Genomic DNA, 23,032 nt, shown 5'->3' on the forward strand with positions numbered 1-23,032 from the left:
CGCGCAGCTTGTCCCAGTCCATGGTCCCCTCGATCTAGCCGCGCGTCACTCCGCCGCCGCACGGTGATGCGCCTCGGCCGCCAGCCAGCGCTCCGCCTCGAGCGCCGCCATGCAGCCTTGCCCCGCCGCCGTCACCGCTTGCCGGTAAATATCGTCCGTCACATCGCCCGCCGCGAAGACGCCAGGCACGTTGGTCGCCGTAGAGAACGGCGCCGTCTTGAGATAGCCATTTGGCTTGGCGTCGATCTGGCCGAGGAAAAGCTCGGAGGCCGGCTGATGGCCGATGGCGACGAAGACGCCCTCGGCCGGCACTTCCGTATAGACACCCGTCTTGACGTTCCTAAGCCGTGCATGGGTGACGCTGCGCGGCGCGTCGGTGCCGCAGATCTCGTCGACGGCATTGTCCCAGATGACTTCGACATTCGGCAGCCTGAACAGCCGCTCCTGCAAAATCTTCTCGGCACGGAACGAGTCGCGGCGGTGGACGATCGTCACCTTGCGGGTGATCTGGGCGAGATACAGCGCCTCCTCGACCGCGGTATTGCCGCCGCCGACGACCAGCACATCCTTGCCGCGATAGAAAAACCCGTCGCAGGTGGCGCAGGCCGAAACACCATAGCCGCGGTAAATCTCCTCCGTCGGGATACCAAGCCAGCGCGCCTTGGCGCCGGTCGCGATGATCAAGGCGTCGGTCGTATGGGTCGTGCCGCTGTCGCCGTAGAGGTGGAAGGGACGGCTGCCAAGCTCGACCTTGACGATATGATCGGAGATGAAGTGCGTGCCGACATGCTCGGCCTGGAGCCGCATCTGCTCCATCAGCCAGGGACCCTGGATCGGCGCCGCGAAGCCCGGATAATTCTCGACATCCGTCGTGATCATCAACTGGCCGCCGGGCTCGAAGCCGGCGATCAGCACCGGCTCCAGCATCGCGCGGGCGGCATAGATCGCCGCCGTATAGCCGGCCGGACCGGAGCCGACGATGGTGAGCCTGGCGTGGCGGGTCGGGGCCTTGGACATGCGCGCCTCTATGACAAAACGTCATAGCAATCTATGGGCGCTACGCCCTGGCCGCAACCCGAAGACCCCGCCGCAGGCAGGGGATAAGCCATTCTTTTAACCGGGTGCGCCGGGATCGGCGGCGTCGCCGCAAGCCTCTTCCGAAAGGCAACGGCCAGCCGGCGTCTGACCGGCTGGCCGCTATCCCATTCGGAATGAGGGCGATGTGTTAGGGGTGCGGGGCCGGCTCGAGCCGGAGGCCCGTGATGCCCGCCGTGATATCGACGCCGGTCTGCGCGCTGACAGAGAGCGGCTGCAGACCAATCGAACCGCCATTGCCGCCGACGAGGGCGTTGGCGCCGACACCGATGCCGAGCGAAACGCTGGCGCTGGCGCCGCCGTATTCGCCGGCGAGGGCAGTGTGGCCGAGTTCGCGCGTCGCCGCGAACACGCCCCAGACGATCCGGCCCGGTCCGCTCACGCCGATCGCGATGCCGATGCGGCGGATGGTGCCGACATAATAATCCGTCGGCGCGTAAGAACGGGTGAAGCGGCAGGACAGCGCCCTACGCGACGTAATGATGAGACCGACGCCCGGCGCCACATTGCATTCCAACAGGCCGACCTGCGCCGCCTGCACCGTGCCGGTGCTGGCGAACCAGGGCGAACAAAAAGCAAAAAGAGCTGCGGCGAAAACCCGTGGCTGAAAACGCATGAACGATCTCCTTCCCTGCCTGAAGCGAACCCTACCTGAAGCGAATTGTTGAGCCGCAGCTCACTTCCACGTAACATGGACTTATTCGTGACAGCGTCGCAAGTTCGCCCTCATCACGCCGCACATGTGAAAGCCCCTTATCGACTCGTCGATGTCACGGCCATTTGACCAAAGGCGGCATGGACGAGAGGATCGAATCGACATTGCCCCCCGTCTTGAGTCCGAAGATCGTGCCACGATCATAGAGCAGATTGAACTCAACATAGCGCCCGCGGCGCACGAGTTGCTCGTCGCGTTCCGCGTCATTCCAAAGCTTGGTAAAATTGCTGCGGACGATTTCCGGATAAATCGCCAGAAATGTCTCGCCGATATCGCGCGTGAAGGCAAAATCCGCCTTAAAGCCCTCGGGCGAAGCGAGATAATCGTAGAAAATACCGCCGATGCCGCGCGGCTCCTGGCGATGCTTCAAATAAAAATATTCGTCGCACCATTCCTTGAAGCGCTGATAGTCGGCAACCGCCACGTGACGCCGGCAGGCGGCTTCGAAAGCCGCGTGAAAGGCGATTGAATCGGGATCGCTCTGCGTGCGCCGGCGATCGAGCACGGGAGTCAAATCGGCCCCGCCGCCGAACCAGGCTTTCTGCGTCACGACGAAACGTGTGTTCATGTGCACGGTCGGCACATGCGGATTCCAGGGATGGGCAATGAGTGAAATGCCCGCGGCCCAGAAATGCGGATCGGCTTCGGCGCCGGGAATCTGTTTGGCAAATTCCGGCGCGAACGTTCCGTAGACAGCCGACGTATGCACGCCGGCTTTTTCAAAGACGCGGCCCTTGAGCAGCGCCATGCGGCCGCCGCCGCCGTCGGCGCCGGTCGCGTCCTTGCGCTGCCAGGGTGTGACAACGAAGCGGCCGGGCGCCGTACTCTCTGGCGCGAAAGGGCCGGGGCATTCCACTTCAAGCGTCTCGAAGGCGGCGCAGATTTTCGTCTGCAAAGCCTCGAACCAGGCGCGCGCCTCGGTCTGCTGGCGCGCCAATTCCGCTACGTCAACCATACCCTATCCTTCCCCGCCTTCGCCCGCCGCATCGCGGATTTGCCGCAGCGCCTCCCCGAGAACCATCGCGGCGGCGACCGCAACATTCAGCGAGCGCAATGGCGGGCGGATCGGAATACGCACGCCGGCATCGGCCACAGCCCGCACGGCGTCGGGTACACCCGAGGATTCGCGCCCGACAAGCAATATGTCGCCGGGCGCATAACGGAAATCGCGATAATCCTGCGCCGCCTTGGTCGAAAGCAGCACGAGCCGGCGCCCCGCGGCTTCGCGCCAGGCCGCGAAAGCAGCGAAACTTTCATGCCGGGCGAGCGTCACATGATCGAGATAATCCATGCCGGCGCGGCGGAAGGCGCGATCGCTCATCGGAAAGCCGGCCGGCGCGATGAGCGCCGCCTCGACCCCGAGACAGGCACAGAGGCGCAGCATCGTCCCGCAATTCTGCGGAATGTCCGGCTGATACAGAGCCAAAGTCAGCGGCGGCCCGGCAGTGTCCGTCATTGAACCTCCATCGCACGCCTGTTCGCGCTCGTCCTTTCGGTCAAGTGGCGAAACGACGCATTGCTGCCCAAGCGTAAAAGCGCGACACTCTAAAGAAGGGCAAAAAGCCCATTGAAAATATTGGGGAAACGTCTTGGCTGAGAGCGTAAGCTTGGAGCAGCCGACGCGTCGCGATTTTCTGTTCATCGCGACCGGATCCGTCGGTGCCGTCGGTGTCGCATCCGCTGTCTGGCCGTTGATCGACCAGATGAACCCCGATGCCTCGACGCTCGCTGCCGCCTCTACGGAGGTCGATCTCTCCCATATCGGCGAAGGCCAGATCCTCACCGTCAAATGGCGCGGCAAGCCGGTTTTCGTCCGCCACCGCACGCCGAAAGAAATCGCCGCCGCCCGCGCCGTGCCGCTGAGTGAATTGCGCGATCCTGCGACCGATGAAGAGCGCGCGCCACATCCCGAATGGCTGGTCGTCATCGGCATCTGCACCCATCTCGGCTGCGTGCCGCTCGGTCATCAAGGCCCTTACGACGGCTGGTTCTGCCCCTGCCACGGCTCGGTCTACGACACCGCCGCGCGCATCCGCCAGGGACCGGCGCCGTACAACCTTGTCCTGCCTCCTTACAAATTCCTCCCCGACAACAAGCTCCAGATCGGCTGAGCATGATGGCCGGCAAGCGGGTGCAGCAGAGATGATGCGATGAGCGGTTCTTCTCCCTATGTCCCGAAGAGCGCCTTCGCCAGATGGCTCGACAGCCGCCTGCCGATCGTTGGCCTCGTCCATTCGTCGTTCATCACGTTTCCGAACCCGCGCAATCTCAACTATTGGTGGACCTTCGGCGGCATATTGAGCTTCATGCTGGTGGCGCAGATCGTCACCGGTGTCGCGCTCGCCATGCATTACGTGCCGAATTCGAGCCTCGCCTTTCTCTCTGTCGAGCACATCATGCGCGACGTGAACTATGGCTGGCTGCTGCGCTATGCGCATTCGAACGGCGCCTCGATGTTCTTCTTCGCCGTCTACATCCACATCATCCGCGGCGTCTATTACGGCTCCTACAAAGCGCCGCGCGAAGTCCTCTGGATCCTCGGCGTCATTATCTATCTGCTCATGATGGCGACCGGCTTTCTCGGCTATACGCTGCCCTGGGGCCAGATGAGTTTCTGGGGCGCGACCGTCATCACCAGCCTCTTCTCGGCGATCCCGCTCGTCGGCAATGCGATCACGACCTGGCTCTGGGGCGGCTACGCGGTCGACGACGCGACGCTCAACCGCTTCTACGCTTTGCATTACCTGCTGCCGTTCATGATTGCCGCAGTCGTCGTGCTGCACATCTGGGCGCTGCATGTGACCGGCTCCAACAATCCGACCGGCATCGAGAAGCAATCGAGCAAGGACACGCTGCCCTTTCATCCCTATTTCACGGTCAAGGACGGCTTCGCCCTCGTCTGCTTCCTGATCCTCTACGCCTGGTTCATCTTTTACATTCCGAACTATCTCGGCGACGCGGATAATTACATCCCCGCCAATCCGCTGCAGACGCCGCCGCACATCGTGCCGGAATGGTATTATCTGCCATTCTACGCGATCCTGCGCTCGATCCCGTCGAAGCTCGGCGGCGTCACCTGCATGTTCGGCGCGATCCTGCTATTCGCGTTCCTGCCCTGGCTCGACCGCTCGCCGGTGCGCTCGGCGACCTACCGGCCGCTGTTCCGCGTCTTCTTCTGGCTCTTTGTCGCGACGATCATTGGCCTCGGCTACATCGGTTCGCAGCCGCCGGAGGGCGGCTTCATCCTCGCCGGGCGTATCCTGACGATCTCGTATTTTTCCTTCTTCTTCATCGTGCTGCCGCTGCTCAACGTGTTCGAGAAGCCGAGAAAGCCGCCTGCGTCCATCGCCGAGGCTGTGCTCGCCAAATCGACACCGGGCAAAGTCTGAATCGGGACATCTCAAGATGGCGCATCGCGTGCGGCTTATTTTGGCAGGCTTGGCAGGCATCGCCGGCCTCTGCATAGCGACGGGCGCGGCGCTCGCCGCCGGCACCACGAACACCGGCAACGAGGTTCCACTTCAGGCGGAAGGTTTGACGCCGCCGCGCCAGACGTGGAGCTTCCACGGGCCTTTCGGCAAGTTCGACCAGGCGCAATTGCAGCGCGGCTTCAAGGTCTATCATGATGTCTGCAGCGCCTGCCATTCGCTGAACCTCGTCGCCTTCCGCGATCTCGCGGAAGCGGGCGGTCCGGGCTTTTCCGAAGCGCAAGTAAAGGCGCTCGCCGCCGGCTATCAAGTCGAGGACGGGCCGAACGAGCAGGGCCAGATGTTCAAGCGCCCGGGCCGGCCTTCCGACAATTTTCCGCCGCCCTTCCCCAACCCCGAGGCGGCGAAGGCGGTGTTCGGCGCCGCGCCGCCGGATATGTCGGACCTCGCCAAGGCCCGCGGCTTCCCGCGGCCCTTCCCGCTTTTCGTCTTCGACGCCTTCACCGAATATCAGGAGCAGGGGCCGGATTATATCGTCGCGATCCTCAACGGCTTCACCCATTCCGACGATCCGAACTGGAATCTCTATTTCCCCGGCCACAAGATCGCCATGCCGAAGCCGCTCGCCGACGGCGCCGTGCGCTATACCGACGGGACGGCGCCGACGCTGGCCAATTACTCGCGCGATGTCGCGGCTTTCCTCTATTGGGCGGCCGAACCCAAGCTCGAGGAGCGCAAGGCGACCGGCTTCCGCGTCCTCATCTTCCTGATCGTCTTCGCGACGCTGCTCTATTTCACCAAGAAGCGCATCTGGTCCGGCGTCGGCGGCCATTGAGGCCCACCGCTGCCCGTCTTTTAGCCAGCCCGCAACGTTGACACGGTCCGCCGCCGGGGCCAATTCTGCGCCGCGAAATCCATCCGGTCGGGGCGGCATGACCAAATCCATTGTCGGTATCATCGGCGGCTCGGGGGTCTACCACCTGCCGGGCCTTGCGGACTTGCACGAAAAAAGCGTCTCGACGCCCTGGGGCGAACCCTCCGACGCGCTGCGCTTCGGCAAGGTGGGGGCGACCGAAGTCGTTTTCCTGCCCCGGCACGGACGCGGCCACCGGCTTTCGCCGTCCGGCATCAACTACCGCGCCAATATCTATGCGCTGAAAGAGGCCGGCGTCACCGATCTCGTCTCCGTTTCCGCCTGCGGCTCGTTCAAGGCCGAACTCAATCCCGGCCTCTTCGTCCTCGTCGATCAATTCGTCGACCGGACCTTCGGGCGGCAATCCTCGTTCTTCGGCAATGGCTGCGTCGCGCATGTCTCGATGGCGCATCCGGTCGCGCCGCGGCTGCAAGAGCGTCTCGCTGCTGCTGCCGCCGCCGAAGGCATCGGCTATGTGAACGGCGGCACCTATGTCGCGATGGAGGGGCCGCAATTCTCCTCACTCGCCGAATCGCGCGCCTATCAGGCCGCCGGTTTCGATGTCATCGGCATGACCGCGATGCCGGAAGCCAAACTCGCCCGCGAGGCGGAAATCTCCTATGCCACCGTCGCCATGGTGACGGACTTCGATTGCTGGCATCCCGAGCACGACGACGTGGATGTCGCCTCGATCATCGCCACTTTGCAGGCCAATGCCGGCAAGGCCGAGCGGTTGCTGGCCCGGCTGCTGCAAGATTTCCCCGCCGAGCACGAGCCCTGCCCGATCGGCTCCGACCGGCCGCTCGATACGGCGCTCATCACCGCGCCTGAGGCGCGCGATCCGGAACTTCTCAAGAAGCTCGACGCCCTATTGAAACGAGTCAACGGCCAATGACCCTCAAGAACGCCATCCGCAGCATTCCGGATTATCCCAAGCCCGGCATCATCTTCCGCGACATCACCACTCTGCTGGCCGACGCGAAGGCCTTCCGCAAGGCGATCGACGAACTGGTGCAGCCCTGGTCGGGGGACAAGATCGACAAGATCGCCGGAATCGAGGCGCGCGGCTTCATCCTCGGCGGCGCGGTGGCGCATCAGCTCTCGGCCGGCTTCGTACCGATCCGCAAAAAGGGCAAGCTGCCGCACAAGACTGTCTCGATTTCCTATTCGCTCGAATATGGCGACGACGAGATGGAGATTCATGTCGATGCGGTGCAGCCGGGCGAAAAGGTGATCCTTGTCGACGATCTCATCGCCACCGGCGGGACGGCGGAAGCGGCGGTGAAACTCCTGAAGAAGATCGGCGCCGATGTCGTCGCCACCGTTTTCGTTATCGACCTGCCGGAGCTCGGCGGCGCCAAGAAGATCGAGGCGCTCGGCGTGCCGGTGCGCAGCCTCATCGCCTTCGAAGGGCACTAAAGCCGCTCAAGCCCGCCCCGCCACCGAAAACTGGGAAACGTACCAGCGCGCGTACCAGTGAATGACCCACGGGATCGGGATGATGAAGGCGCATCCGAGCGCGACGGCGAACGTGCGCCAGAGAATCTCGAGGCCTGTCGCATTGAAGCTGACCGGCCCCGGCGCGCCTTCGATATGGGCCGCGATCCAGCGCATCCAGGCGCTGGTGACCCAGGCCCAGCCGATGATCGTGATGAAAGAGATGTAGAGCAGCAGCGACCAGCCGACATAGCCGAGAACGTCGCCGCTGAAACGCAGCCCCAGCGGCTGCCCGCCCGAGGTGATGTTCGGGATCAGCCACCGCAGCACGAGCCAGCCGAGTGCCGCCTCGACGGGGACGAGCAGGAACGGCAGCGCGTGGACATGCTCTTTGGGATGGGCATGGGCCTCGGGCAGGCCGGCATAGGTGAGCAGCGCGATGAGAATGAAGACCCACCAGATATCCGCGGGCTTGCCGGAAAATCCGAGCGCTGAAATCTGCGGCACGCGCAGATGTTCGATGAACCATTTGTAGAAGCCCGGCATCACCCAGGGCGCGGGGATGACGAACAGCATACCGACAGCGACAAGCAGCAAGCGACCCAACAGACCCCAGACGCCGAAGTCCGCCGAGACCGCATTGCCCTGCACGCGGAGGGAATCCGCATTGGCCGCCGCCCATTGCGCGCTGCCGGGCAGCGGGGGCGGGGGCGGCCCGGGCGGCGGCGAGGCAGCCGAGGCGATGAGGCCGGGCACATCCCCGGCCCGCCGCCAATCCGCCATGCCCTCGCTCCAGACAAGCGTCTCGGCGGTCACGCGGCCCGACGCGATCAGCGCGAGAAATCCCGCTTCGGGGAAAGGCCCCAGACGCCCGCCCGCTTCGACGATGTACCAAGCCCGCTCGACCATCGACGCCTCCCGAAGCCTCGGCCTCTCGCCTAGCCGTTATTGATTTCGGAAATTTGAACCAAGGCCAGAATAACGCAAACTGGACAATCCGCCGGGGAATGTTCAGCCGCGCCCCGCATCCCGCAAAATCTCCCGCGCGGCGTTGCGGCCCGGCAGGCCGGTGACGCCGCCGCCGGGATGGGTGCCGGCACCGCACATGTAGAGCCCGCCAACCGGCCCGCGATAATCGGCATGGCCGAGCATTGGCCGCGCGGAGAACAACTGGCCGAGATCGAGCGCGCCGTGGAAGATGTCGCCGCCGACGAGCCCGAAGGTACGTTCGAGATCGAGCGGCGAAAAAATCTGCCGGGCGATGACCGACGCCCTGAAATTCGGCGCGTAGCGATCGACCGTCGCGATCATGAGGTCTGCGACCTCGTCGCGGTGATCGTCCCATGATCTGCCATCGGGCAGGACCGGGGCGACATGCTGGCAGAAGAGACTTGCGACATGCGCGCCCTTCGGCGCCAGCGTGTCGTCGAGCGTCGAGGGAATGAGCATTTCGACAATCGGGTTTTGCGACCAGCCGAAGCGCCGCGCGTCGAAATAGGCGTCTTCCATGTAGCGCAGCGACGGGGCGATGATGATGCCGGCGGTATGATGCTCGGCCACATCGCGCCCCGGCAGCGCGGAGAAATCAGGCAGCTCCGACAAAGCGACATTCATGCGGAACGTGCCGGAGCCACAGCGCCAGCGCCCGATGCGATCCCTGAAATCGGCGGGCAGCGCGTCTTGCGGAACGAGATCGCGATAAAGCAGCTTCGGATTGACATTGGCGACGATGATTTTTCCGCGAAACGCCTCACCCTTCTGCGTGACGACACCGGCGGCGCGGCCTTTTTCGATGAGCACTTCGCGCACGGGACTCGCGGTGCGAATCTCAACGCCGCGCACGGCCGCCGCCTTCGCCATCGCCTGCGTAATCGCGCCCATGCCGCCGATCGCATGTCCCCATTGGCCCTTCAGGCCGTTCACCTCGCCGAAGCAATGATGCAGCAGCACATAGGCCGAGCCCGGCGCGTAGGGGCTCGCATAATTGCCGACGACGGAATCAAAGCCGTAGGCCGCCTTGATCGGCGCGCTCTCAAACCAATGATCGAGATAATCGCCAGCGGAGGCGGTAAAGATTTCCAGTACATCGCGCTCGGCCTCAAGGCCCAGCCGGCGCAGCCTGTCGGCGAATTTTCCCGCGCGAAACAATTGCCGCAGCCAATCGCCCGCGCCACCGGACGAAACGTTCGGCGGCGTCTCCTGCGCGACGGCGCGCAGAAAATCGGCGAGCGCATCGAGCCGCGCCGAATAGGCCTCGAGCCTGTCCGCATCCCGCGCCGAAAACCTTGCGACTTCCGCCTGTGTGCGGCCCGCACCGACCTTCAGATAATTGTCATCATCGAGCGGCAGAAAATTCGAGAGTTTTCGCGGAACGATGCGCAGCCCGTGGCTGGCAAGATCGAGATCGCGGATGATTTTCGGATTGAGCAGCGAGACCGTATAAGCGGCGACCGAATTGCGGAAACCGGGGTGAAATTCCTGCGTCACCGCGCAGCCGCCGATTGTATCGCGCGCTTCGAGCACCAGAGTCTTGAGACCCGCGGCGCCGAGATAGGCAGCGCAGACGAGGCCATTATGGCCGCCGCCGATGATGATGGCGTCGTAGGCCGATGCTTGGCTCAACGCGCGCGCCGCCTCTGCGTTAAGGTTAAAAATTCATAAACCCCGCAGGAGGGCGCTTGTTCTATAATGAGAAGAAGGGTTCCGATCATCGAGGGAGTTCAACCGGTCAGGACACTTAATGCAACAATCTGCTGCGGCCTTCGGCGGCAAAACCTTTGCCTTTGGTGCGGACACGGCGCACGAGGCTGCTTCTCGGCCTGCGCCGATCGTCGAACTGCGCCAGCTCGATGAAATGGCGCCGCTGGTCGAAGCCTGGCGCGATCTCCTGCGGCGCAGCCTCGAATCCAATATTTTCCTCGACCCCGATTTCGCTCTGCCCGCCTTTACCTATCTGCGGCCGCGCAATTTCAGGATTCTTGTTGTCTTCGAGCCCGGCGCGGAAGCGCGCTTGCTCGCGCTGATGCCGCTGGCTTTGCCGGCGATGCGCTTTGGCCTGGCGCGCGTGCCGGTCCACAAGCAGGCGGCGCTCGGCGTGCCGCTGCTCGACCGCACTCAGGCGGCGGCCGCGCTGGAGGCTTCGCTCGAGGCGATCCGGCGGCTTCCGGTGGCGCCCAGCGCGCTCGTTTTCAGCGACATTCCACGTGACGGCGCCACCTTCCGGCTTTTCGCAGATCGCTTCGCCCAGCGCGGCGCGCTGCGGACGTTCGGCGAATATCAGCGCTCGGCCCTGTTCCCGGCCGCCGCAGCACAGGTCAATCGCAAGACCAAGGCCAGCAAGAACGATTCGCGCCTGCTCCGCCGCCTCGGTGAACACGGTGCGCTCTCCTACCGGATTTCGCGCGGCGCGGATGCGGTCGGTGCGATGGCCGAGTTTCTGGCGCTGGAGGCCGAGGGCTGGAAGGGCGCGAGCCGCACCGCCCTCGCCTCGACGCCCGGGCGTGCCGCCTTCGCGCGAGCCATGGCCGAGGCGCTTGCCCGCAGCGGCAAACTGCGCGTCGAAAGCCTCGATCTCGACGGCAAGGCCGTCGCTATGGGGTTGCTGATCGAGGACGCCGGCGCGACCTATTTCTGGAAGACGACCTATGACGAGGCCCGGGCTGCGCTTTCGCCAGGCGTGCTTTTCGTCCGCGAGCTGACCAACCGGCTCGTCGCCGGCAAGGCCTCCGTGAAGATCGATTCCTGCGCGATGCCCGACCACCCCATGATCGATCGTCTTTGGCCGGAGCGGATCGCCCTGCTCGACATCGGCATTGCCGTGGCGCCGGGCCCGCGCGCGCGCCTCGCCTTCGCGGCGGAAGCGCTGCACCGGTTCTGCCGCCAGACCGCAAAGGGCCTGCTGTTGCGTAATTCCAGCGGCAAGGCGCCAATCGTCCAAACCTGGCGCAATCGCTCTTGATACTCGCTGCCGGCGGACATAGGTCGAAGGCGTAGCTCGTCCGGATCTCGTATGGCTGCAACACCGCGTCTTTTCGCCCCTGAAGCCGCCGAGAGACAGCGGCTCGACAAATGGCTCTGGTTTGCCCGGGTCGTCAAAACCCGCCGCCAGGCCGTTGATCTTATCGCGGGCGGACATGTGCGGGTCGATTCCCGGCGTATCGAGACGCCGGCCAAGCTGGTCGGCCCGGGCGAAGTCCTGACCATCGCGCTCGAACGGCAGGTGCGGGTTTTGCGGATCATCGGCCTCGCCGGACGGCGCGGCAGCGCGGTCGAGGCACAGAATTTGTTCGTGGACCTCAATGTTAAGGGGCTTGCCGTAGAGCCCGAGGCCGTCTAACGGCAGCCACGGCGACATGGGCTTTGTGCCTCGCAGCAACGGCTTGCTTAAGCACCGCAAAGACGCTAGCAAACCGCCAGAATTCATCACGGCGCGTGTGGAAATGCCGCGCGGAGGAGATTTATGCCTTACGTCGTCACCGAGAACTGCATCAAATGCAAGTACACGGACTGCGTCGAGGTTTGCCCGGTCGATTGCTTCTATGAAGGCGAGAATATGCTCGTCATCCACCCGGATGAGTGCATCGACTGCGGCGTCTGCGAACCGGAGTGCCCGGCCAACGCCATCAGCCCCGATACCGAAAAGGGGCTGGAGAAATGGCTCAAGCTGAACGCCGACATGGCCAAGACCTGGCCGAATATCTCGCAGAAGAAGCCGCACCCCGCGGATGCGAAGGAATTTGACGGCAAACCCGGCAAGTTCGAGGCCTATTTCTCGCCCGAACCCGGCGAAGGCGATTAACCACCCGCGTCAAGTATAATTCGAGATCCAGGGTCGGCCGAAGCGGAATGGTGCCCGAAAGTGGCGCCATTTCAGCTTTTTCGGGCCGCAAATCTTTGATTTTTGCCCTTGAATGTGATATTTAATAGTCACAATCGGCCCGGCTATGATCATCCGGATCGCGTACCCGATGCTTAGCGGAGCGTCGGGCGTTTCATTTCTACACGCGGCAATCGCCTGGGGGCCAAGGTTCGCGCTGCGGTAGATGGATGATCCTTTGCTCGGCCGTCCCGCGGCGCATCGAATGCCGTGGTCGTTCCCCGGGCGGCAAAGTTGCTTTGCTGCATGACTGCGCTTCGCTGCCAGGCGAAGCAAAAAAGGAGTGCGCGCGTATGTCATCCGTCAAAAAGACAGACAAGTCCCGCAAGGCAAAAGCCACGATCGCGCGCGCGGCCCTGAAGTCCCGTACCACCGCCGCGAAGACAAGTAAATCAAGCGCCGCTAAATCGAGCGCCGCGAAGACCCGGCCGGTTCGGGCGAAGACGCGCACCGCCGCCCCCGCCGCGCGTGCCGTGACGAAGACCAAGACTGCGCGCAAGCCTGTGAGCGCCGCCAGCAAGAGCGCCGCGGCAAAACTGCGCGCCGCGCAGGCACGGGCGAAGAAACAGGCCACGGCGGCGAAAGCTGCGCGGCCAGCAGCGAAATCAGCCGTGGCCAAATCGGCTGCGGCCACACGCAAGGCGAAAACGAATCAAAATGCGGCAGCAGCAAAATTGAAGCGGTCAACAAATGTGAGCCGCGGCAAATCGCGGGCTGGACGCAACGCACCGGTTGAGGCTAAATTGCACAAGGCGGTGACTACGGTTCAGCAGCCGGCCGCCCCCCAAACCAAACCTGAGGCCGTCGTCAAGAAGGTCGATTCCGAGCGCCGTGCACAAGTTGCCGCGGTATTGGCTTTGCGCTCTCTGCGCAAACCCGCACCGGCCGCTGAGCCTGTCGCTCGCCCAGAGGCAAGCAAAGTCAGCGTGACCCAGAAAGCCCCGAAGAAAGCGGCGGAAGCCGCGCCTGCCCCGACTCGTGTTGTCGCCGCGCCTGTCGCGCCGAAGGCCGTCGCGCCCAGCGCGCCCGAGCCCGTGGCGGACGTCAAGCCCGCCGCACCGCTTGTCGAGAAGCCAAAGCCCGCCAAGCCGGCGGCGCCGGTCAAGCACGGCTTCAAGCCGCTCGAATTCGTCGTCTATCCGGCGCATGGCGTCGGCCAGATTCTCGCCGTCGAGGAGCAGGAGGTCGCCGGCTTCAAGCTCGAGCTCTTCGTGATCAGCTTCTCTAAGGACAAGATGATCCTGAAGGTGCCGACGCCGAAGTCGATCGCCGTCGGCATGCGCAAGCTCGCCGGCCCCGAGGTGGTCAAGCACGCGCTCAACACACTGACCGGCCGCGCGCGCATCAAGCGGACGATGTGGTCGCGCCGGGCGCAGGAATACGAGGCGAAGATCAATTCCGGCGATCTCGTCGCCATCGCCGAAGTTGTGCGCGATCTCTATCGCTCCGATGCGCAGCCGGAGCAGTCTTATTCCGAACGGCAATTGTACGAGGCAGCGCTCGACCGCGTCGCCCGCGAGATCGCCGCTGTGCAGAAGCTGACCGAGACGGAAGCGCTGAAGGTGATCGAGTCGCAATTGCAGAAAAGCCCGCGCCGCGGTAAGGCCGACGAGGCCGAGGCCGATGCAGAGGTCGAAACTGAAGCGAGCGACGACAGCGGCATCGACGAAGCCGCATAAGCGCCACACGCGTCTTAATGAGATCGAAGGCCCGATGCTCCCGAGCGCCGGGCCTTTTTCTTACCTCTATTTCTTGTACCGATCGCTTCGGTTCGAAGGCGATCACATATGCGGCGGCGGGTTCATTTCCAGCGACTCACGCCGCGCGCCAGGCTCGCCCGCAGCGGGGCCGGTCAATGCCTGGCGCAGCTTTTGAAGCGCGCGGCATTCGATCTGGCGGACCCGCTCTTTGGAAATTCCCAATCGGGCGCCAAGCGATTCGAGCGTCGCGGCCTCTTCCGCGAGCTGGCGATGCCGCACGATGTCGAGCTCGCGCGGGTTGAGACCGCGCAAGGCTTCGGCGAGCCGGGCGATGCGCCAATCGGTGTCGATCGCAGCCTCGGCGAGCGCGTCCGGCAGCGGCCCCTCGTCGGCGAGGAGATCGAGCCGCTGCGCCGTTGCGGCCGGATCAGCCTCCGATATGGAAGCATTCAGCGAAAGATCGGGACCTGCGAAACGCGCGTCCATGAGTTCGACGTCCGCACGCCGCACGCCGAGCGTTTTGGCGATCTGATCGAAGACCGCCGCGCCGGAATATTCGACCGACAATTTCGCCCGCAGGCGGCGCAGATTGAAGAACAGGGACTTTTGCGTCGAACTCGTGCCGCCGCGCACGATCGACCAATTGCGCAGGACGAAATCCTGAATCGCGGCGCGAATCCACCACGTCGCATAAGTCGAAAACCGGACGTCACGCGCCGGATCGAAGCGCGCCGCCGCTTGCAGCAGGCCGACATGCCCCTCCTGGATAAGATCGCTGACCGGCAGCCCATAATGGCGAAAGCGCATCGAAACCGCGATGACAAGACGCATATGCGCCTGCGTCAGGCGATGTAGCGCCCGCTCGTCATGATAGTCGCGCCATCGCGCGGCCAGAGTCCGCTCTTCCTCGCGGTCGAGAAACGGCGCGGCCCGCGCCGCGGCGGCGAGATGGCGGTCCAAGCCCACATATTGTTGCGCCATGAACGATCCTCGATTGGCAGGCCAACCCCGCAAGATCTCACGGCGAATAACGTATCAAGAGTGGAGGGGTTCCCGCCGCCATGCCGCGGCGCAATAGGCTAAGGGCTTAATCCGTGACGATTTTGTAATGTTCCCCGGCGGGCAAAGGTCCGGCGCTCGTCAAACCGTTGATCAGCTCGAAATGTTCGAGCGGATGATCGGCGACCGCCATCTTGTTGCTCAAGCTTTCGACCGTATCGCCTGACTGGGCGGTGACGATGACGATGCGCAGCGGCTTCACATCCTGGACTTCGTCCGGCGTCGTGCGGCGGAACGATTCGATCGAGGCCCGGAAACGCTTCTCCGCGTCCGCGTCGAGACTGCGGATCGCGAAGATGAGCCGATAGACCTGATCACCCTGGAAGCGGATGACCGCGACCTGGAAATTCCATTCGCCGGCACGGGCGTTCGCCATCACCGCCGGCATGCCGTTGACGGTGAGCGTTTCGACTGTGCTCGGCAGCAAACCGTCGATCCAGCCTGAGGAAATGTAGCTCTCTAGCGTGACCGAGGGTTCGAGCCGCACCGAGTCGAGCCGCAGGGCCTCGCGGCCTCCGGCCTTGACACCGAGCACGGCCTGCGCCGAGTTCTCCAGTACAAAGCCGTCCGGCGCGGTGAACAAGAAACCGAGCCGCGGATGGATGAAGGTCGTTCCGCGGATCGAGCCATCCGAGGGATCGTCGCCATACATGATCCCGTCGATGGCGGCGAGATAGGCGATACGGTCGGTGATGCCGGTGCCGGGTGGACCATACTCCTGCGCCACTTGCCGGGCCCGCTCGACACGTTCCGGTGTCGAGGGATGCGTGGCGAGAAGATCGGGCTTGGAGACGTCCGAGCCCTGGCCGAAGAGACTCGAGCGCAGGGCGCTGTCGCGGCCGAGCGTCGTCAGGAAGCGCGCCGCGGCATAAGGATCATACCCCGCCTTGGCCATCACGCGGATGCCGATCTCATCCGCTTCCAACTCCTGCTGACGCGAGAAGCTGGCGAGCGTGCGCCGCTCGACTGCCTCGACCTCCTGACCCTTCTGCCGGCTCTCGATCACCGCCGCCGCCTGGCTGATGAGCGCCGCGCGCTTTTCCTCTTCCTCCCGGAGCACAGCATGGCGCGCTGTGATATGGCCGATCTCATGCGCCATAACGGCGGCGACCTCGGAAGCATCGTTGGCCAGGGCCAGAAGGCCGCGCGTCACATAGATATGGTCCGGCGCCATGGCGAAGGCGTTGACGACCGGCGAATTGAGGATCGTCACCTGATAGGGTTGCTCGGGATTGTCGCCCGCCTTGGCCAATTTGAGCAGAATTCCATTCACGAATTGCTGGGCCGCGGGGTCATGATATTCGCCGCCGAACAGCGCGATCATCTTCTGGTTTTCAGCCGAGGCGGGTGTCTCGACGCCGAGCGTGCGCGGCGCGGCGGCCGGAATCTCGACCTGGATCGGCTTGTCGCCCTGCTCCTCGACTTCGGCGCACGCGCCGAGCGCCAGCGCCAGGCCGAGCGCCGCGCCCAGCCCGAACAGGCGCCAGCCGGATACGGCGGAGTTGCGTGGCAGGCGTGACATCAAATGCGAACCTTCATTGAGGCTTTTCGTCCGGATCAGCAGCTTTCGCCTCAACAGGTTGGCCCGTGCTCGAAGCGCCTTCGGACGGGGAAACGACTTCTATCGACGCGAGGTCTGACACTGCAATCTGTGGTCCAAATCGCAGATCCAAAAGACCACGTACGCGGATTCGCTTGCCGATAAGAGCATGAACCGCAAATCCGGCCTGCTCAAATATCTTGACGTCGCGTTGCAGGATCGTGACCGCAAATCCGCCGCTGCCGCGTGGCCCGAAAAGCAGATAGCTGCGCCTCGGCCGTATATCGATGTCGCGCACCCGGCCTTCGACAATGATATTGGTCGCGGCTTTTTCCGCGAAGGCGCGCGTATCGCTCGCTGCGATGACGGCATAATAGGGATCCTGCCAAAGACCGTTGCGGCGCGCGCGGGCGCCCGCCTCGGCGGCAAGAAAATCGGCCTGACAGGGACGCGCTTCGGGCTCCGGCATGAAACGTCCATATCCCAATGTCAGCAGCAACTCGGCGAGCGATGGCTGCCCCGCGCCTTTTTCCTGTCCCGACAGGAAGGCGAAAACCGGAATGCGCCCCCAGCGGTCCGGCACCGGCGACAGTGGAATGAAGCCGATGGCGCCGGGAATCGCCCTAGCCAGGACACTGGTCAAGACATCGCGTGCAATCGTGTCGAAATCCGGATTGTCCGGCGTCGGACGCACCGGTTCGAACCCCGCGAGCCGCAGCACGCGCCCATCCTTCAAATGTATCTCGAGCCGCTGGTCGACCGAGGCGACGGCGGCCGCCTCGATCCCGGCTGCCGGACAGGCCGAAGCCGCCGGGCTTTGGGCCGCTGCGTCCAAGGGCACCAAACTCGCCGGCCCGGCGAGGAGCATCGCACCGGCGGTGCAAGCCAGGAGGCGGCGCGCCGGAGAGACGCGCAGCGGCCGCAGGCTGTCGCTGGAACCTGTCATTTTCTCATGGTAAGGCAAATCGCGCGACGGCGCAGCCGAAGTCGGTCCCGGTAGCTCAGCAGGATAGAGCAGCGGTTTCCTAAACCGCAGGTCAGGGGTTCGACTCCCTTCCGGGACGCCAATGCTTTCAATGGCTTAGGCGCTAATTGCCCAGATATTTGTGTTGCAATTGTTACGCGACACGACTAAGCAATATCAATGGTTTACAAGCGTTGCGTTTTATTCCACGCGACATGAACGCGACATGGTTCGCATGAAAAAGGCCCGTCGAAGCGGGCCTTTTTGCTGCTGCCGGGCGCGGTGGTGACGCGCTCGGCGTTTGTGGTAGCTGCGGGGATTGTGCCTACACGCCCTCTAAGGAGGGGTAGACATGGCAAGAATCGGCCTCGATCAACACGCCGGGCGGCTCGGCAATCTCAATAGTGTAGCGAGGCCAATCCGCACCAAGCTTGCAGGACTTAACGGTCCCGACGACCTCGGTTTCGCCGAGCCCGACAATAACGCGCCTACCTCGCTCGAACAGATTGGCGACGCCAGTTGTCTCGCCCGGCCCGAATCTAAAGCGGCTGTCGGTTTCCAAATTCTCGCTGTGCTCGGGCGGCATGTCCTCTTCCCTGGGATCGTCGTCCTCGCTGGGATCATGCTGTTCGTCGTCTTCGGTTCCGGTTCCCCATTCGCATAGCCAGTCAAACTCGCGGTCCTCTAAATCGATAACGACTTGCACGCGGCCGCTTTCAGTAACGATGGGCGCCGCGTGGATTTTTTCGGTAATCATCAGAAGCAATGCATAGGCTTCGTCAGCTTCGTCCGCATGCAATTCTCTGGCGTCACAAGCCTCACACATTGGCTGGGCCCCCTGTGAGCGCGGCCAACTCGGCGGCAAGTTCGGGCGGCAAGTCGAGGCCGGCGGCTGCGATATCCTGCAGCAAGAGGTAGGCGCGGCCAGCGTCGGTCGGGACGAAGGTTGGTTCGGCAGGTTGGTGATGGGGCAAAGCGATAGCGCTCGCCCGAACAGGTCGGTTAGGCATTTGGTAGTCCCCTCGTGACTATGAATCATTACTAGTTAACTGTGTTTCAGCAGGGGCGTTGCTGTCAACAGCAAACTATGAAAAAAACACAGCGTAACAGGAATCAGGATGGAAAATGCTCACGACCGGGAATCAGCTTAGGGCCGCGCGCGCTCTTGCTGGCATCGACCAAGGCGAACTTGCGAAGCGCGCCGGGGTGAACATCAACACCGTAAGCGCGATGGAAAAACGAGGCGCCGAAATTCTCACCAGCGGGCTCGACACCATAAAATCTGTGATGACTGCCCTTGAGGCAGCCGGCATCGAATTTCTCAACCACGGCCAGCCGGGCGTGAGATTGAGGTCCGTCAAGTGAAGGAAGATGACGTTGCTTTGCCGCGCCTAATGACGAAGACGCAGGCTGCAGCCTACTGCGGCGTGACCCTTCCGACATTCGGAAAATGGGTCGAAAAGGGGTTCATACCCAAGGCGCTTCCGATGCGGAAATGGGATCGGCACGCAATCGATGCGGCGATCGACAAGATGAGCGGCATATCGAATAGCCCTCCGGTGAAAGCCGAAACTGCCCTTCAAAAGTGGCTCAGAGAAAATGACTGCTAAGCCCAACACCTCGTGGGATGGAGACACATATAGATGGCTCGTTACACTGCACTCATTGACGGCGAACCCGGCGCTTATGGCGTCGTGTTTCCAGATGCGCCCGGTTGCCACGCGATGGGCGATACGATTGAGGAAGCACTGTCACATGCGCGCGAGGCGCTAGCTGAATGGCTTGAAGACGCGCGCGAGCAAGGCTTTCCCATTCCTGAGCCGCGAACCGCCGAGGAATTGCTAAAGGATCCCGAGGTGCTTGAAGATATCGCCGAGACAGGCGCGGTGATGCGCGAGGTTTATTAGGAAAGAGTTAGATGAGAAGAATATCAATCGAATACAAAAATCACGGGCCTGATGTGGTTCGTAGGCTTGAGGAAATGTTGACCGAGCATGGCGGCCAAGTCATCGAAGGGCAAATTCGTCGTTCCGCAAACGGCGAAAGTGGGACGCTCCTAGCTGACATACCCGACGATAAGATCGATTTCTTTATCAATGGATTTGAGCTTACCGACGCATATCTATTCGGTGACCCCGTTGTCAGGCTGCTTTGAACCCGCTTCCGGCGTCGACGGCGCGGCGAGAAGATAGTTGTAGGACGATTGGCTAATGTCGCAGAAAGAGAACAACGACGAAAATATCGAATACGCATCGCCAGCGTGCCTGCTGCACGAAGTTGATCCCGCCTATTCTGGCCTCGAAAACGCTGGTCACCTGGAAGAATCGCACCTGAAGTGACAAATCGCGGCGAAGCTCCTGAGACTATGAGTTCAATCGCTATCAGATGGACTGTGCGTATCGGGCTCTTCGGAGCCGCGGCCTTATGCTACCTGGTTTGGCCACTCATAGCGTTTGCCGGACTTGATGGGGCGGGCGCGCCAGTGCCTTGGGCTGCCCTTTGGGGAATTGTTGTCGCCTTCTCCCCAGTGATTTTGGGCCTCGGCTTCGTCTTCGCGGGCCTTTGGTTCGAGCGCCATCCAAATCATGCGATCTATGGCTTCCCCATTGGCGTGTTGCTTATCGTCGGAACTGCGTGGGTTGCTATCTTCTTTGTACGGCTCTTACACGGTTCCTAGCGTCTCCACGCCGAAGTCGGCTTTGTGAGGCCCGAAGACCGCCGACTACTGAGCCTCGCGTATCGCTGCGAGAAACAAAATCCAACATCGTATCGCACGTGGTTAAATCAGGCCCTCATCCGCACCGCCAGCCCCGCAGCAAACGCCGCGACGACGAGAAGGCCGGTCGTAAAAGCGTAATCCAATTAGTTAGGCGGAAAGGCTGAGTTGAGATTTGCCCGAACTCGCGCGGCAATTTCCAAGTCTTTCCTAGCGCGCATGAGATCGCCCTTTGCTTGATAAGCCGAAGCTCGTTCGGCATAGGCATCAGCAAGTCGGGGATCGAGTTCAATCGCCGTATTGTAGTTCGCTATTGCGGTATCAAGTTTTCCGCTCGCTTGGAAAGAGCGACCCCAATTTTCGTAAATTAAAGCTGTGCTTTGGTTAGGCGACCACCAATTGAGCAGTCGTTGCACGTTTATGATCCCGCTGAAGTCGGCGAACATTATCGGCATGCCGATAAGCATGAGGGCCAATAAAGCATAATAAGTCACGGGTCGTTCCGCACGGCTGATTTTACCCGCCTTGCCTTCGATGATCGCCTTCACCGTGACCACTGCGGCGCCGGCGAAAAATATGACGGTGACTATGCTCAACCCATTTCGAAGTATTGGGTCGACGCCCCGAGGCAGAATTAGCACTACGGCCGTCACAGCGAAAAACACCGCAAGGTATATGGCGAAATATCGTAACCGGCGCATATTCACTTCCGACTTTGCATACTCACGGACTCGGCCCTCGTTCACGGAGTAGCAAGCCTAACTCAGCCAATCGACCTCACCGCCAACCCCGCAGCGAACGCAGCGATCACAACAATAACAGCAAGTATTACCGGCCAGTCGTATCGCGCGTGCAGCGGCAGCTTGCGCCAAGCTGCGCGCTCGGCGGCGTCGCGGTTATTTTGAGAGCGGTAGCCCATGTTCATAACGCCGCCGTTTGAGACCTGAGAAGCCACAGGGTTTGAGTCCCCAACGACTCCCGCCGAACTATGTGCAAACCAGATTGCTCAAAAACGTCCCCAAGTTGATCTCGCGTGAAGCTGTTAACCCAAGTATCCCGCGTCACGCCCTCAGCCGATTGTCTGTCCTCGGCTTGGTTATAAGTCACCAAAATGACGCGGTACGCGCGCGCAAGATCGGCAAGCAATTTCGGTACGTCGTGGATGTATTCGAGGACGCCCAGCAATGTCGCGGCGTCGGTCCCCGTCTCTGGCGCGGGCTCGCGATTCAGATCGACCACGATGGTTCGCGCGTCGCGCTGCACGCAATCGACCGGAACGTAGGTCGCATGCGGTAGGTATCGCTCAAGCGCCATCGCGCCGCAGCCGATATCCGTTACTGACCGAACATCTCCCAGCATTTCCGCCGCCAGGGCGGCTCTATCGTTCCAGCCTTGGCTGCTGGAAGCTGGGATTTCTTTCCAAAGCTCGATGAGCGTTTCATTCCGTGCCCGCTCTTTGAGCGCCGCGCGCTCGCTCTCCGGAAGCTCCTGAAACTTCATCATCTCGCCTCAAGGCTTACTGTCACAAGCTTGCCTTCCAAGCCTAGGCTGTGCGTTACTACCCGTCAACGATAAGGGAACGCCATGCTCTTACGAGCCGCATTAGTCGCTACTTGCCTGCTATCGCCCGTAATCGCGTCCGCCGCCACTAGCTGCCACGCGACTCCCGGCTCGTACACTGACGTCGATGGCGACACCGTACACCGCCCCGTTTGCGCGACAACGCACCAAGAAGGCGAGACCGCGATCTGCAACGATGGCTCGCACAGCTTCTCGCGTCACCACACCGGCACTTGTTCGCATCACGGCGGCGTCGCGGAGTGGGAGTGACCTCGGTTAGATTGATTCATGGCGGGGATTTCCTTTGGCAGACAACGTTCCTCCTTGGTGGCCACCACTAATAACCGCCGTAATGATAATCGGAGCAATCGTCGGCGCGATCTGGATGATCGGGTCTGTGGCGTCCGATTCAACTCCTGAAAACCTACGGTTTTGCCGTCAGGTGGCACTGTGCCGCGAATATGCGCAAGCCAGGCAAGATTGCGCAGTTGCGGGCGATTTCGACACCTGTGTCACGGTGAAGATAGCTGACGACGATGTAGGAGATGTCGACATGGAAAAGTGCAATAATGACGGAAGCTTGAGATTTACGTCGGCACCGAACTCCCCGAGCGAGTTGGAATGCGCCGGCATAAATATCGGCGCCCGCTTGAATTCTTTGTCTAAGAAACAAAGCCACACTGCGCAATAATTCCGGGCTCGTCGGCGCTTTTGCTCGTTATTCCAGTCAATCGACCCTCCCTCTCGCATAGCCGACCGACACGAGATCAAGCGCCCGGTCGCGCGCCTTCTCCAGGTACGACACTGCTTCCAACAGCGAGCGAATAGCCGCGCGCGCATCGCCGTTGTGCTCGGCAAGCGCTTCGTCTATGGCCGCCGCTGCGGCGGCTTCTTCGTCAAAGGCCGGCCTCTTAGCTTGCATTGCCTCGCTCACGTGTTCGTGCTATGTTCTCAGCGAGAATGTCATGCCTTCGGTCGGCGAGTCGAGTCGATTTTTACGGTGGATACTTCATCGTAAGTCCGCGCGCC

Annotated in this window: 30 protein-coding genes and 1 tRNA gene (1 of these 31 cut by a window edge); 15 read left to right on the forward strand and 16 right to left on the reverse strand. The window is 62.3% G+C overall.

Features of this window, described 5'->3' with window-relative positions; translation table 11 throughout:
- From CWB41_RS04445 to CWB41_RS04465, 5 genes are all read right to left on the reverse strand, one after another.
- Positions 1–22: the 5' end (the start) of a LysR family transcriptional regulator gene (locus tag CWB41_RS04445; protein WP_115835394.1), read on the reverse strand. Its footprint begins 869 nt before the window's first position; the window shows 22 of its 891 coding nt (coding positions 1–22); its start codon is at positions 20–22; its stop codon lies beyond the left edge, outside the window.
- Between the two features lie 23 nt (positions 23–45).
- Complete coding sequence (gene trxB, locus CWB41_RS04450) at positions 46–1,017, reverse strand: thioredoxin-disulfide reductase (protein ID WP_115835393.1); 972 nt, start codon at positions 1,015–1,017, stop codon at positions 46–48.
- Positions 1,018–1,225: 208 nt separating this feature from the next.
- On the reverse strand, positions 1,226–1,711 hold the full coding sequence (locus tag CWB41_RS04455; RefSeq protein ID WP_115835392.1) for a DUF992 domain-containing protein: 486 nt from the start codon (positions 1,709–1,711) through the stop codon (positions 1,226–1,228).
- A 154-nt stretch (positions 1,712–1,865) separates the two neighbouring features.
- The gene (gene hemF, locus CWB41_RS04460; RefSeq protein ID WP_115835391.1) at positions 1,866–2,765 is read right to left on the reverse strand and encodes an oxygen-dependent coproporphyrinogen oxidase; all 900 of its coding nucleotides are present in this window, start codon (positions 2,763–2,765) and stop codon (positions 1,866–1,868) included.
- A 3-nt stretch (positions 2,766–2,768) separates the two neighbouring features.
- Positions 2,769–3,266 (reverse strand): tRNA (cytidine(34)-2'-O)-methyltransferase, encoded by a 498-nt coding sequence (locus CWB41_RS04465; RefSeq protein ID WP_115835390.1) that lies wholly within the window; start codon positions 3,264–3,266, stop codon positions 2,769–2,771.
- A gap of 133 nt (positions 3,267–3,399) precedes the next feature.
- Here CWB41_RS04465 and petA point away from each other — a divergent pair, with 133 nt between their 5' ends.
- From petA to CWB41_RS04490, 5 genes are all read left to right on the forward strand, one after another.
- Entirely contained in the window at positions 3,400–3,921 is a 522-nt protein-coding gene (gene petA, locus CWB41_RS04470) for a ubiquinol-cytochrome c reductase iron-sulfur subunit (protein ID WP_115835389.1), read from the forward strand.
- Between the two features lie 39 nt (positions 3,922–3,960).
- Positions 3,961–5,199 (forward strand): cytochrome b, encoded by a 1,239-nt coding sequence (locus tag CWB41_RS04475; RefSeq protein WP_115835388.1) that lies wholly within the window; start codon positions 3,961–3,963, stop codon positions 5,197–5,199.
- Between the two features lie 28 nt (positions 5,200–5,227).
- On the forward strand, positions 5,228–6,073 hold the full coding sequence (locus tag CWB41_RS04480; RefSeq protein WP_245411151.1) for a cytochrome c1: 846 nt from the start codon (positions 5,228–5,230) through the stop codon (positions 6,071–6,073).
- 97 nt (positions 6,074–6,170) lie between these two features.
- Positions 6,171–7,046, forward strand: a complete 876-nt coding sequence (locus CWB41_RS04485) for an S-methyl-5'-thioadenosine phosphorylase (RefSeq protein ID WP_115835386.1) — start codon at positions 6,171–6,173, stop codon at positions 7,044–7,046.
- Positions 7,043–7,570 carry an adenine phosphoribosyltransferase gene (locus tag CWB41_RS04490; protein WP_115835385.1) on the forward strand — a complete coding sequence of 176 codons (528 nt, stop codon included), beginning with the start codon at positions 7,043–7,045 and terminating at the stop codon, positions 7,568–7,570. The genes CWB41_RS04485 and CWB41_RS04490 overlap by 4 nt, the downstream gene beginning before the upstream one ends.
- A 6-nt stretch (positions 7,571–7,576) precedes the next feature.
- Here the strand turns inward: CWB41_RS04490 and CWB41_RS04495 are convergent, their stop codons facing one another.
- Positions 7,577–8,497: a DUF4339 domain-containing protein gene (locus CWB41_RS04495; RefSeq protein ID WP_115835384.1), complete on the reverse strand. Its 921-nt coding sequence runs from the start codon at positions 8,495–8,497 to the stop codon at positions 7,577–7,579.
- 102 nt (positions 8,498–8,599) lie between these two features.
- Complete coding sequence (locus CWB41_RS04500; RefSeq protein WP_115835383.1) at positions 8,600–10,210, reverse strand: phytoene desaturase family protein; 1,611 nt, start codon at positions 10,208–10,210, stop codon at positions 8,600–8,602.
- A 118-nt stretch (positions 10,211–10,328) separates the two neighbouring features.
- Here CWB41_RS04500 and CWB41_RS04505 point away from each other — a divergent pair, with 118 nt between their 5' ends.
- The 3 genes from CWB41_RS04505 to fdxA all read left to right on the forward strand — a co-directional run bounded on the left by CWB41_RS04505 (position 10,329) and on the right by fdxA (position 12,386).
- Positions 10,329–11,546: a GNAT family N-acetyltransferase gene (locus CWB41_RS04505; RefSeq protein WP_115835382.1), complete on the forward strand. Its 1,218-nt coding sequence runs from the start codon at positions 10,329–10,331 to the stop codon at positions 11,544–11,546.
- A gap of 51 nt (positions 11,547–11,597) precedes the next feature.
- On the forward strand, positions 11,598–11,924 hold the full coding sequence (locus CWB41_RS04510; RefSeq protein WP_115835381.1) for an RNA-binding S4 domain-containing protein: 327 nt from the start codon (positions 11,598–11,600) through the stop codon (positions 11,922–11,924).
- 123 nt (positions 11,925–12,047) lie between these two features.
- Entirely contained in the window at positions 12,048–12,386 is a 339-nt protein-coding gene (gene fdxA / locus CWB41_RS04515; protein ID WP_115835380.1) for a ferredoxin FdxA, read from the forward strand.
- A 199-nt stretch (positions 12,387–12,585) separates the two neighbouring features.
- On the opposite strand, the gene CWB41_RS16320 is transcribed toward fdxA, so the two are convergent.
- The gene (locus CWB41_RS16320) at positions 12,586–13,098 is read right to left on the reverse strand and encodes a hypothetical protein (protein ID WP_245441067.1); all 513 of its coding nucleotides are present in this window, start codon (positions 13,096–13,098) and stop codon (positions 12,586–12,588) included.
- Between the two features lie 292 nt (positions 13,099–13,390).
- Between CWB41_RS16320 and CWB41_RS16325 the strand changes: the two genes are divergently transcribed.
- Positions 13,391–14,143 (forward strand): CarD family transcriptional regulator, encoded by a 753-nt coding sequence (locus CWB41_RS16325; protein ID WP_245411149.1) that lies wholly within the window; start codon positions 13,391–13,393, stop codon positions 14,141–14,143.
- Positions 14,144–14,245: 102 nt separating this feature from the next.
- Here the strand turns inward: CWB41_RS16325 and CWB41_RS04525 are convergent, their stop codons facing one another.
- The 3 genes from CWB41_RS04525 to CWB41_RS04535 all read right to left on the reverse strand — a co-directional run bounded on the left by CWB41_RS04525 (position 14,246) and on the right by CWB41_RS04535 (position 17,709).
- Positions 14,246–15,145, reverse strand: coding sequence for an RNA polymerase factor sigma-32 (locus tag CWB41_RS04525; RefSeq protein WP_115835379.1), 900 nt, complete (start codon positions 15,143–15,145; stop codon positions 14,246–14,248).
- Between the two features lie 106 nt (positions 15,146–15,251).
- Complete coding sequence (locus CWB41_RS04530; protein ID WP_115835378.1) at positions 15,252–16,745, reverse strand: M48 family metalloprotease; 1,494 nt, start codon at positions 16,743–16,745, stop codon at positions 15,252–15,254.
- A gap of 13 nt (positions 16,746–16,758) precedes the next feature.
- Entirely contained in the window at positions 16,759–17,709 is a 951-nt protein-coding gene (locus CWB41_RS04535) for a hypothetical protein (protein WP_115835377.1), read from the reverse strand.
- A gap of 44 nt (positions 17,710–17,753) precedes the next feature.
- Here CWB41_RS04535 and CWB41_RS04540 point away from each other — a divergent pair.
- Positions 17,754–17,830 (forward strand) — tRNA-Arg (locus CWB41_RS04540).
- A 222-nt stretch (positions 17,831–18,052) separates the two neighbouring features.
- Here CWB41_RS04540 and CWB41_RS04545 read toward each other — a convergent pair.
- Entirely contained in the window at positions 18,053–18,553 is a 501-nt protein-coding gene (locus CWB41_RS04545; protein WP_129396398.1) for a hypothetical protein, read from the reverse strand.
- A 299-nt stretch (positions 18,554–18,852) separates the two neighbouring features.
- Here CWB41_RS04545 and CWB41_RS04550 point away from each other — a divergent pair, with 299 nt between their 5' ends.
- The 4 genes from CWB41_RS04550 (at position 18,853) to CWB41_RS16460 (ending at position 20,066) form a co-directional block, all read left to right on the forward strand.
- The gene (locus CWB41_RS04550; protein ID WP_115835375.1) at positions 18,853–19,092 is read left to right on the forward strand and encodes a helix-turn-helix transcriptional regulator; all 240 of its coding nucleotides are present in this window, start codon (positions 18,853–18,855) and stop codon (positions 19,090–19,092) included.
- Between the two features lie 278 nt (positions 19,093–19,370).
- On the forward strand, positions 19,371–19,634 hold the full coding sequence (locus CWB41_RS04555) for a type II toxin-antitoxin system HicB family antitoxin (protein ID WP_115835373.1): 264 nt from the start codon (positions 19,371–19,373) through the stop codon (positions 19,632–19,634).
- 11 nt (positions 19,635–19,645) lie between these two features.
- A complete protein-coding gene (locus CWB41_RS04560) occupies positions 19,646–19,882 on the forward strand; it encodes a hypothetical protein (protein ID WP_129396399.1) in 237 nt (78 codons plus the stop codon).
- Between the two features lie 55 nt (positions 19,883–19,937).
- On the forward strand, positions 19,938–20,066 hold the full coding sequence (locus tag CWB41_RS16460) for a hypothetical protein (RefSeq protein ID WP_281024137.1): 129 nt from the start codon (positions 19,938–19,940) through the stop codon (positions 20,064–20,066).
- Positions 20,067–20,589: 523 nt separating this feature from the next.
- Here the strand turns inward: CWB41_RS16460 and CWB41_RS04570 are convergent.
- The 3 genes from CWB41_RS04570 to CWB41_RS04575 all read right to left on the reverse strand — a co-directional run bounded on the left by CWB41_RS04570 (position 20,590) and on the right by CWB41_RS04575 (position 21,946).
- Positions 20,590–21,039 (reverse strand): tetratricopeptide repeat protein, encoded by a 450-nt coding sequence (locus CWB41_RS04570; protein ID WP_165203994.1) that lies wholly within the window; start codon positions 21,037–21,039, stop codon positions 20,590–20,592.
- Positions 21,040–21,206: 167 nt separating this feature from the next.
- Positions 21,207–21,368, reverse strand: coding sequence for a hypothetical protein (locus tag CWB41_RS16125; protein ID WP_165203997.1), 162 nt, complete (start codon positions 21,366–21,368; stop codon positions 21,207–21,209).
- Positions 21,365–21,946: a methyltransferase domain-containing protein gene (locus CWB41_RS04575; protein ID WP_115835370.1), complete on the reverse strand. Its 582-nt coding sequence runs from the start codon at positions 21,944–21,946 to the stop codon at positions 21,365–21,367. Before CWB41_RS04575 ends, CWB41_RS16125 begins: the two co-directional genes overlap by 4 nt.
- 81 nt (positions 21,947–22,027) lie before the next feature.
- Between CWB41_RS04575 and CWB41_RS04580 the strand changes: the two genes are divergently transcribed.
- Positions 22,028–22,273: a DUF3761 domain-containing protein gene (locus CWB41_RS04580; protein WP_115835369.1), complete on the forward strand. Its 246-nt coding sequence runs from the start codon at positions 22,028–22,030 to the stop codon at positions 22,271–22,273.
- A 457-nt stretch (positions 22,274–22,730) separates the two neighbouring features.
- Here CWB41_RS04580 and CWB41_RS04585 read toward each other — a convergent pair whose 3' ends face one another.
- Positions 22,731–22,937, reverse strand: a complete 207-nt coding sequence (locus CWB41_RS04585; RefSeq protein ID WP_115835367.1) for a hypothetical protein — start codon at positions 22,935–22,937, stop codon at positions 22,731–22,733.
- Positions 22,938–23,032 lie beyond the last annotated feature (95 nt).

The sequence above is a fragment of the Methylovirgula ligni genome, from assembly GCF_004135935.1.
Taxonomy (GTDB): domain Bacteria; phylum Pseudomonadota; class Alphaproteobacteria; order Rhizobiales; family Beijerinckiaceae; genus Methylovirgula; species Methylovirgula ligni.